11 protein-coding genes are annotated in these 9898 nt (G+C 68.4%); 10 read left to right on the forward strand and 1 reads right to left on the reverse strand.

The window, feature by feature from the left end; translation table 11 throughout:
* Positions 1-324: 324 nt before the first annotated feature.
* The 10 genes from QH196_RS22820 (at position 325) to QH196_RS22865 (ending at position 8646) form a co-directional block, all read left to right on the forward strand.
* The gene (locus QH196_RS22820; protein WP_280417859.1) at positions 325-1011 is read left to right on the forward strand and encodes a TetR/AcrR family transcriptional regulator; all 687 of its coding nucleotides are present in this window, start codon (positions 325-327) and stop codon (positions 1009-1011) included.
* 126 nt (positions 1012-1137) lie between these two features.
* A complete protein-coding gene (locus QH196_RS22825) occupies positions 1138-2541 on the forward strand; it encodes an ABC1 kinase family protein (protein ID WP_280417860.1) in 1404 nt (467 codons plus the stop codon).
* 38 nt (positions 2542-2579) lie between these two features.
* Positions 2580-3821, forward strand: coding sequence for a saccharopine dehydrogenase family protein (locus QH196_RS22830; protein ID WP_280417861.1), 1242 nt, complete (start codon positions 2580-2582; stop codon positions 3819-3821).
* The gene (locus tag QH196_RS22835) at positions 3818-4501 is read left to right on the forward strand and encodes a class I SAM-dependent methyltransferase (protein ID WP_280417862.1); all 684 of its coding nucleotides are present in this window, start codon (positions 3818-3820) and stop codon (positions 4499-4501) included. The genes QH196_RS22830 and QH196_RS22835 overlap by 4 nt, the downstream gene beginning before the upstream one ends.
* 142 nt (positions 4502-4643) lie before the next feature.
* Positions 4644-5048 (forward strand): hypothetical protein, encoded by a 405-nt coding sequence (locus tag QH196_RS22840; protein ID WP_280417863.1) that lies wholly within the window; start codon positions 4644-4646, stop codon positions 5046-5048.
* Positions 5041-5616 carry a hypothetical protein gene (locus QH196_RS22845; RefSeq protein WP_280417864.1) on the forward strand — a complete coding sequence of 192 codons (576 nt, stop codon included), beginning with the start codon at positions 5041-5043 and terminating at the stop codon, positions 5614-5616. The genes QH196_RS22840 and QH196_RS22845 overlap by 8 nt, the downstream gene beginning before the upstream one ends.
* Positions 5613-6341 carry an ESX secretion-associated protein EspG gene (locus QH196_RS22850; protein WP_280417865.1) on the forward strand — a complete coding sequence of 243 codons (729 nt, stop codon included), beginning with the start codon at positions 5613-5615 and terminating at the stop codon, positions 6339-6341. Before QH196_RS22845 ends, QH196_RS22850 begins: the two co-directional genes overlap by 4 nt.
* A 10-nt stretch (positions 6342-6351) precedes the next feature.
* Complete coding sequence (locus tag QH196_RS22855) at positions 6352-7197, forward strand: polyphosphate kinase 2 family protein (protein WP_280417866.1); 846 nt, start codon at positions 6352-6354, stop codon at positions 7195-7197.
* Positions 7198-7336: 139 nt separating this feature from the next.
* Entirely contained in the window at positions 7337-8083 is a 747-nt protein-coding gene (locus QH196_RS22860) for a DsbA family protein (protein ID WP_280417867.1), read from the forward strand.
* Positions 8084-8112: 29 nt separating this feature from the next.
* Positions 8113-8646 (forward strand): vitamin K epoxide reductase family protein, encoded by a 534-nt coding sequence (locus tag QH196_RS22865; RefSeq protein ID WP_432279540.1) that lies wholly within the window; start codon positions 8113-8115, stop codon positions 8644-8646.
* Positions 8647-8666: 20 nt separating this feature from the next.
* Here the strand turns inward: QH196_RS22865 and QH196_RS22870 are convergent, their stop codons facing one another.
* Positions 8667-9782 carry a S1C family serine protease gene (locus tag QH196_RS22870; RefSeq protein WP_280417869.1) on the reverse strand — a complete coding sequence of 372 codons (1116 nt, stop codon included), beginning with the start codon at positions 9780-9782 and terminating at the stop codon, positions 8667-8669.
* Positions 9783-9898: the final 116 nt, after the last annotated feature.

Below are 9898 nucleotides of genomic sequence, written 5' to 3' on the forward strand. Positions count from 1 at the left end.
TATGGGCCATACGGATGCCCGAAAGGGGGAGATCAAGGCGTCCCCTCGACCGGACCACGGTGAACTTGACCAGCAGCGGCGCCGAGTCCAGCGAGGCCCTCAGAGGTTTTGGCCCGTCCATGCGTTAAGCCCGCGGGGCAAAGCGCCGCAGGCGCGAGTATAGGGGGCTGGACGCCTGGTCCAAAGGGGCCAAAACCCGCGCGCGCCAGCGCGCCGAAACAACACAGCCTAGAGTGGAGGAACCGAACCGAACGGACCGAGGAGCCCACGCTGTCCACCGATGACCTGCTCGATATCGGGAATCCCGCCGATCGATCGGCGCCGGTGCGTGCCCCGCGGACCGACGGGCGGAAACGTCGCTGGCGCCAGCACAAGATCAATAGGCGAGAGGAACTCGTCGACGGCACGCTGGCGGCGGTGCGTACCCGCGGTGGTAGTGCCGGGATGGACGAGATCGCCGCCGAGATCGGCGTCTCCAAAACCGTCCTGTACCGCTATTTCGCCGATAAGAACGATCTGGTCAATGCCGCTATGCAGCGGTTCATCGAGATCACCCTGATGCCCCGGGTGTACGGGGCGATCAGTTTGGACGCCGACGAGTACCAGCTGGTGCGTTCCGCGCTCGCCGAATACGTGGGTGCGGTCGATGACGACCCCGAGGTCTACCGGTTCATCATGGGCACCGGTTCCGGCGACCCGTCCTCGCTGGCCGATTTCGAGCGGCTGTTCGCCGAGGTGGTGGCGGCCGCCATCACCGAACGCGGCAGCGCCCTCGGTATCGAAACCGAGGGGGTGATGCTGTGGTCGTATGTGATCGTCGGCGGTATCCAGCTCGCCACCCACTGGTGGACCACCAACAAGTCGATGGATCGCGACGAGGTGATCGACTACCTCACCATGATGGTGTGGAGCGCCATCGAGGGGATGGCCCGCGCCGGCGGTTCACGCGACAAGTTCGGCGCCCAGGAGCACGTGCTGCCGCCGATCCCCTCCGGCGACCAGGCCGTCTGAGCCACCCGGCTCGCCGGGCTCGACAACCCCGCCGGTTTGGCTAGTCTGATTGCCGTGCGGCGGCGGAGAACCGGCTGAGTTCTCCGGCCACCGTAGGCGCGCGTCGGCACCAACGGAGGTACCTCGATGGCGAAACAAGTGCCGACTTCCCGGCTGGCCCGCGGCACCAAACTGGGTGCGGTCGCCGCGGGGTCGATGGTGCGCACCCAGCGCGCCCGGCTCTCGATGCGCGGCCGCTCGGAGGCGGTGCGGGCGCGGATGGCCGAGGAATCGATTCTGCGCAGTACCGAACAGCTGGTCATGGTGCTGGGCACCATGAAGGGCGTGGCCATGAAGCTGGGCCAGATGATGTCGGTGCTCGATCTCGACCTGGTCCCGCCGGATCACCGCGAACGGTTCCAGAAACGGCTGGCGGTTCTGCGTAATGCCGCGCCGTCGGTGTCGTTCGAGGCGATGCGCGCGGTGATCGAGGAGGACTACGGGCAGCCGCTGGACGCGGTGTTCGCCGAATTCGAACCGGAGGCCATCGCCGCCGCCTCGATCGGGCAGGTGTATCTGGCGCGGTTGCACGACGGCCGGCAGGTCGCGGTGAAGGTGCAGTACCCGGGGATCGATGCCGCCGTGCGGGCCGACCTCAAGAATCTGACCATGTTCCGGCGGGTCCTGCAGTCGGCCATGCCCTGGGTGACCCCCGCGGTACTCGACGAGCTGCGGCTGAACATGGAATCCGAACTCGACTATCACATCGAGGCCGAAACCCAGCGCGATATCGCGACGCTCTACGCCGGCCACCCGTTCATCGTGGTCCCGCAGCCGGTGCTCGAGCACAGTACGCAGCGGGTGCTGGTCACCGAGTATCTGGCCGGAACGGCCTTCGAGGATATTCGCGCCATGCCGCGGGCCGAACGCGACCGCGTCGGCGAGATCATCTACCGCTTCTATGTGGGTTCGCTTTTCACGTTCAACGAATTCTGTGGCGACCCGCATCCCGGGAATGTCCTGCTCGCCGAGGACGGCCGCGTCGGTTTCCTGGATTTCGGGCTGTTCAACCGGATGGATCCGGAACATGTACGGTTCGAGGCGATCTGCCTGTGCGCGGCCGCCGAGGATCGCGGTGCGGATCTGCGGGATCTGATGGTCCAGCGCGGGGTCATCGATTCGACCGACGAGATCGGCGTCGAGGAATGCCTGGAATATGTGCTCTCGGCGTCCGAATGGTGTCTGGTGGACCAGGAACTCACCATCACTCCGGAATTGGCCAGCGGTGCGTTCCTCCTCGCCGTCGACCCGCGCTCGAGCGAATTCACCGGGATGAAACAGCAGAACCTACCCCCGGAACATCTGTTCTCCCGGCGCGCCGATTTCCTGACCTTCGGGATGCTGGGACAGTTGGAGGCCACGGCGAACTGGCATCGGATAGCCCGGGAATGGTTGTACGGCGACGAGCCGGTTACCGAACTCGGCAGGGTCCACCGGGAATGGCTGGACCGGCGCCGGCCGCGTAAACGCGGTAGGCGCCGCACCGGCTGACCGCGTCCACGACAGCACATCCACGAGGGGTTCATTTCATGACCGATACACGCGAATTCGACCTGATCGTTTTCGGCGCGACCGGTTTCGTCGGCAAACTCACCGCCCAGTACCTGCTGGGCGCCGCCCCCGCGACGGCGCGGATCGCGCTGGCGGGCCGCTCCGAACACAAGCTCGCGGCCGTCCGCGACGAGATCGGCGCGCACGACTGGTGCCTGGTGGTGGCCGACAGCACCGACCAGGATTCCCTGGACGCGCTGGCCGCCCGCACCACCGCGGTGATCACCACGGTGGGCCCGTATCTGCGGTACGGGATGCCGATGGTCGCCGCCTGCGCGAAAGCCGGCACGCATTACGCGGACCTGACCGGTGAACCGCTGTTCATCCGGGAGGCGATCGACTCGTATCACGACGAGGCCGCACGTACCGGCGCCAAGATCGTGAATTCCTGCGGCTACGATTCGGTGCCGTCGGATCTGAGTGTCTACCAGCTCTACCGGCGTACGGTCGCGGACAACACCGGCGAACTCGGCGACACCACACTGATCGCCACCCTGCGCGGCGGGGTGAGCGGCGGCACGATCGATTCGGGGCGCGCGATGATGGAGGCTGTCGCCGCGGACAAATCCAAGGGCGCGATCCTGAGCCATCCGTATTCCCTGAGCCCCGATAAATCCATGGACCCCGAGGTCGGCCGGCAATCCGATCTCGTCCTGGAACGGGCCCGCGAGATCGACCCGAGTCTGGACGGCTGGGTGGGCACATTCATCATGGCCGCCCACAACACCAAGATCGTGCGCCGCAGCAACGGCCTGCTCGGCTGGGTGTACGGCAAGAACTTCCGCTACCGCGAAACCATGGGCGCGGGTAATTCGCGGCTGGCGCCCGTGGTCGCGGCCGGTATCTCCGGCGGTGTGGTGGCGGGTATCGCGGCCGGTGGCCTGCTGTCGCGGTTCCGCGCCGGCCGCGCCCTGCTGGACCGGATCCTGCCCGCGCCCGGTACCGGTCCCGGCGAACGGACCCGGGAGAACGGCTGGTTCCGGATGCGCACCTACACGCGCACCACCTCGGGCGCACGCTATCTCGCGACCTTCGCCGGCCAGGGCGATCCGGGTTACAAGGCGACCGCAGTACTGCTCGGCGAGAGCGGGCTGGCGCTGGCGTTCGATCCGAAACCGGATATCGCGGGCATCCTCACCCCGGCCGCCGCCATGGGCGATGTCCTGACCGAACGGCTGCGGGCCGCGGGAATGACCATCGCTGTGGAGCCGCTGGTATGAACCTCGCCCGGCGGACGATGAACGCCCCGGCGCTGGCGGCGGTGTACGAACGGGCCTGGCGGCCCACGCTTTTCTACCTCGCCTCGGGTCGCAGCACCGGCGCCGATCGTCGCTTCGCGGTGGAATCGCTGCGGCTGGGCACGGCCCGGCGCGTTCTGGATATTGCCTGCGGTCCGGGTAATTTCACGCGCTATCTCAGCGAGCACGTGCCCGCGGACGGATATGTGACCGGTATCGATTACTCACCGCCGATGCTGGCCCGCGCACTGGCCGACAATGCCGGGCCGCGGGCAGGCTATGTGCGCGGCGACGCCCGGTATCTACCGTTCGCGGACGGAACCTTCGACGCCGTCTGCTGTTTCGGCGCGCTCTACCTGATCCCCGACCCACTGGACGCGGCCCGGGAGATGATCCGGGTGCTGGCCCCGGGGGGCCGCCTGGCGGTCACCACCAGCTACCGCCCCGATAACGCATTCGGCGAATTGACCCGGCGCACCGCCGCGGTCAGCGGTTTGCGCATGTTCGGCGGACAGACCTTCCCTGATCTGTTCGCCGCGGCCGGGCTGATCGATATCGATCAGCAGATGCACCGGTTCCTGCAGTACCTCACCGCGGTGAAGCCGGCGGCCGGCGCTCCGCGGCACGAGGGACGGTCCACCACCTCGAACAGCGGGGTCTGACTCACCCGGCCGTGTGCAAAACACCTGTCTCGTGCGCCATTTCACAGTGCGATCCCCCGGCACGACAGGTTTTCGCGGGCGCCGCGGGCTACTCGTCGGTAGAGTCACGGGTCGTACCAACGGTCCGGAAGGGGGATTCCAGATGTCGCTCCCGGAACTGGGCCAGGGTGCGGCCCGGCGGTTGTACGCGGCTGCCACGACCGGCGGCACGGATTCCTTCACCCTCACCGACGATGTCGCCCTGCGCCTCGCGGCCGCCTGCGATGCGCTGGTCACGGATCTCGAAGCGGCCCGGGCCGGCGGCCGGCAACTCGCCGCGGCCCCCGGTACCGCCGGTTTTCCCGATCTGCCCACCGGGCACGCCCTCGCCGCCGGCTTCGCCGGTAAAGCCGTCGAGTATCTGGACACCCTCACCGCATTGCAGGAAACCGCCCTCCGGTTCAAAGCGGCCTATCTGGCGGCCGCGGGCCGGCTCACCGAAGCCGATCTCGCGAACCGGGCCGCGCTCGCCGTCGCCGCGCAGGCCGAAGGGGGCGGAAATGGCTGAATTCGCCGAACTGGACCCACCTTTCGCGCCCGAACGCGAATGCTTCGGCAGCTTCACCCATCAGGAGATCTGGGACCGCGTCCACGAAGTACTCGACCCCGCCGCCCTCGGCGCATCGGCCACTGCCTGGAAATCGAACGCCGACGCCGTGGCCGCGGCCTTCGCGACCTTCGCCGATACCGCCCGCCGGGAATTCGGCGGCTGGTCCGGGCACACGGCAACCGCCGCGTGGCAGGCCACCCAGGATTTCATCCGCACCGGTGAGGCGACCCACGATGTCTGCCGGGCGCTGCAGCGGATCATGACGGGTAATTCCGATGCGGCGCAAACACTGCGGGCCGCGCTGGCCGCCCCGCGACCGTACCGCCCGCTCGACGACCCGGCGGCCGAGGCCGTTCACGGCGGCCGGCGGCGGATGGACCACGATATCGCCTCGGCCGCGGCCACGGCCGACGCGCAGGATGCGATGACCACCATCTACCTCCCCACACTCCCGGCTTCCGGGGATCGGGTGCCCAGGTTCCCCGATACGTCCACCGGCGCCGACCGTGGGAGCCCGCACCGGTGAAATGGATATTCACCCCCGACGAATTCAGTTACGTCTGGGCCGCCGAGACGGGCCTGGAGCGCCGGCCCTACCCCGTGAACCTGGCACCGGCCAGCGTTGTCCGCACCGAATCGGAACTGGCCGCCCTGCGATTACCCCAGCGGTTCGCCAGACAGGCCGACCCCGATCTGGCAGCCGCGCTCATGCTCTGCGCCCGCCCGGACGCCACCGCCGTCACCCTCTCCGGAGAACGCTCGGTGCTCCCCCGTAACGGCGAATCGCCGGAAACCGAGCAGATCCTCGGCTTCGCCGCCGTGATAGAGCACCACGCCGCCGTCCTACACGCCACCGCCACCAGAGTCACCGTGCAGATGTGCCAAGCGCACGAGCTCGGGGACCGGCTGGTCGCGCTGATCGGTTCGGCCCGCCGCGGCACCCACGGGCCGCTGCGCGAACCGCAGGAAGCAGTACTCACCGATGTGCCGATTCCCGGTTGTGACGCGGCGCTGTTCCGGAAAACACTGCGGGAACCGGTGGATTCCCGCGGTTTCCTCACCGTGACCGTCGCCCCGGACGATCCGATGTCGCCGCCCACCCGGCATCGCAGCTGGCTGGATATCCGCGGTGACGGACGCTATCTGCTGACCACCGCCGACGTCCTGGTCCTGGACCCGGTCGGGGATACCGAATTCGCCGGCACACTGCTCGGTCTGGCCGGGATCCGCGCCAGAACGCCCCGCCTGTGATACTGCTGCGATGGCCGAGTACTGGAACGAACCCGCGAGCCGGGCACTGCGCGCCGACGGTCTGCGGATCGCCGACCTCGACACCTCCGCCCGCCCCGGTTTCCCGGGCGACAAGCAGGCGGGTAAACGGCTGCTCACCGAGCGCGGGCGGGTACTGGCCGGCGAACAGGAGAAGCTCTACGCCAATGGACGCTCCGGTGATCGGCGCAGCGTGCTGCTGGTCCTGCAGGGTATGGATACCGCCGGCAAAGGCGGGATCGTGCGCCACGTGATCGGCTCGGTGGACCCGCAGGGCGTGGACCACGCCGCCTTCGGTGTGCCCACCGAGGAGGAGAAACAGCACCACTTCCTGTGGCGGATCCGCCGCGCCCTGCCCCGCGGTGGGCAGCTGGGGGTGTTCGACCGGTCCCACTACGAAGACGTGCTGGTCGCCCGAGTGCACGGACTGGTCCCCGAGGAGGTGTGGCAGGGACGCTACGAGGAGATCAACCGATTCGAACGGGAACTCGTCGACAACGGTACGACGCTGGTGAAGGTCGCGCTGTTCGTCTCCCTGGACGAACAGAAGGCCAGGCTGCGGCAACGCCTGCAGCGACCGGACAAGTACTGGAAGTTCAGCCCCGGCGATATCGACGAACGCGGCTACTGGCCCGCCTACCAGCAGGCCTACCAGGCGATACTGGACCGCACCGGCACCGAGTACGCGCCCTGGTACGTGATTCCGGCCGATGCGAAATGGTACGCCCGGCTGGCCGTGACCGAACTGCTGATCGAAGCCCTGCGCGGACTGGACCTGAACTGGCCGGCCCCCACGTTCGATCCGGCGGCCGAATTACGCCGCCTCGAGCGCGCCTGACCGGCCCGCACGCGGCGGGTTGTGGAAACTCTCAGCAAGCCGGGCAATGATGGGGACGGTGTGCCGGGTATCCGGCCGCCCCCGCCGGGCCTACCACCGGGTGGGGCATCCAGGTAGCGAAAGGCGTGGTGAACGCACGGTGAGCAAGAAACCCGGGCGGCCGAATCCGCTGGCGGCAGCCCAGCGCGCGGAACGCAATCGCAAGATCGCGATACAGGTGGGCGTCACCGCGGTCCTGGTGGCACTGGTGGCCGCGATCGGGATCGGGTTGGCCGTGCGCAACTCCGGTTCCGACTACGACGGACCGGTACCGGCAGCGGCCACCGAGAACGGCGCCATCCGGGTCGGGCAGCCCGAGGCCCCCGCGACGGTTCGTATCGTCGCCGATATGCAGTGCCCGGTGTGTCAGCAATTCGAAGCCGATCACAGCGAGCTACTGAAGCAGGCGGTGGCCGACGGCACCGCGCAGATCGAATACAACATCGTCGGGTATCTGGACAAGATGTCCAGCACCAACTACTCCACTCGTTCGGCGAACGCGTCCTACTGCGTCGCGGACCAGGGCACCGAAAAATACCCGGACTGGCTGGAGCTGATGTTCCGGAATCAGCCGCCCGAGGGCGGGGCGGGCCTGTCGGACGAGCAGCTCATCGATATCGCCCACCAGGCCGGCTACACCGACCCCGCGGTCGACAAGTGCATCAGCGACGGCACCTACAACGATTACGTCGCGGAGATGTCGGACCAGTCGTTGGCCGAGGGTATCGATGGAACGCCGACCGTATTCGTCAACGGTGAGCAGGTGAACCTCACCCTCAACCAGGACAAGACCGGTTTCGATACCGCCGCCCTGACCACCGCGATCCAGGCGGCTGCGGGCCGGTGAGCACGACCTCGCCGCGGGCCGCCTGGATCATGCTCCTGACCGGCCTGGCCGGCTGGGTAGCGTCGCTGGTCCTGCTGGTCGAAGATTTCAAACTGCTCAGCGAACCCGGGTACGTCCCGTCGTGCAGCCTCAACCCGGTGCTGTCCTGCGGGTCGGTGATGGTCACCGATCAGGCGCAGGTGCTGGGGTTCCCGAACCCGATCATCGGCGTGGTCGGGTTCTCGGTGGTCGTCACGCTGGCGGTGCTGTCGGTCGCGGGGATCGGCCTGCCCCGCTGGGTCTGGGCGGGGCTGTGGCTGGGTACGGCCGCGGGCACGCTGTTCATCTGCTGGCTGATCTTCCAGAGCCTGTACCGGATCAACGCACTGTGCCCGTACTGCATGGTTGTCTGGGCGATCATCACCCCGCTGCTCGCGGTGCTCACCGGACAGCTGTGGGGTAACGACCGCGGGGCGCTGCGGGTGGTCGCGGAATGGCGCTGGACCTTCGTGGCAGTGTTCTACGCGTTGGTGCTGGTGCTGGTGTTCCTGCGATTCCAGGACTACTGGCTGTCGCTGTTCTGATCACCGGCCGCGGGCGGGCCCTATCCGGGCGCCAACCGCACCGGCACGACCCGCTTGTCACCGTCGGTTTCCAATACCCCCAACCGCACCACCTCGGCCGGCCGGCGCGTATCGATGGCCGTGCGCAGGGCCCGGGCGCTGGTCACCGCCCGGCCGTCGATGGAGGTCACGATCTCACCGCTGGCCAGCCCCGCGCTCTGGCCGGGTAGTCCCGGGATCGCCATATCGATGCGCGCCCCGCGCGGGCTCGCATCGGAGATCACCACACCGAGGGTCGCGGCGGGGCCGATATGCACCGATTCGGTGGGTGTTCCCGACCGGATCTGGCGCACCACCCGCATGGCCGCATCGATCGGGACCGCGTACCCGTTCGGTGGGTCGGCGGCATCTCCCGGCCGCGGGTCCCGCTCCCCGGATGCCGCCGCGATCACCCCGACCACCGCACCGGTGTGATCGGCCAGCGCACCCCCGGACTGCCCGGAGCTGACGGGCGCCTCGATCTCCAGCATCCCGGTGAGGGCCTGGCGGGAAAAATCCTGTTCGTTCACTGCCATGATCGTGCTGTCCAGGTCGCTGACCCGGCCCGGAACGGCGGTGGCGGCGCCGCTGCCACCGGCATTGCCGATCGCCACGACCTCGTCCCGGACCCGCAGATCGGACGAGCTGCCGATCCGGGCGGCCGCCAGGCCGGCGGCTCCGGTGAGCGAGAGCAACGCGATATCGGCGCGGGCGTCGTACCCGAGGACCTGTGCGTTGTACACCGTTCCGTCCGCGACCCGGCTGACCTGGACGGCTTTCGCGCCCTTGACGACATGATGGCTGGTCAGCACCTGGCCGTCGCCGGTGAGAACGATGCCCGATCCGGCCGCCGCCGCCCCGAACGCCCGCGTGGTGGCGGTGATGTTCACCAGCACCGGCGAAACGTCCCGGGTGACGTCGTCGGCGTCCAACGGCGGCCGCGGCATCGGCCGTGCCGGAGCCACCGCCACATCCGGTCCCGGGCGGGCGAGCCCGGGCAGCTCACCCCGATATCCGAAAAGAGCCCCGAGTGCCAGCACGACGGCGAACACGGTGACGAGCACACGCCCGCCGCCGCCCGGCCGCCCGGGCCCGGTGCCCTGCCACTGGTCGTCCAACGAGCCTCCTGTGCTTATTGGCGCCGCCTTCGGCGGCGCGGGTTTCGGCCCCCCTTGGCGTGGTCGTTCAGCACTCGATGCTCGCGGCTGCGCCGCATTGCCTCGAGGGCTGAACG

Origin of the sequence: Nocardia carnea (assembly GCF_029868325.1) — a bacterium.
In the GTDB taxonomy this organism is placed as follows: Bacteria; Actinomycetota; Actinomycetes; order Mycobacteriales; family Mycobacteriaceae; genus Nocardia; species Nocardia carnea_C.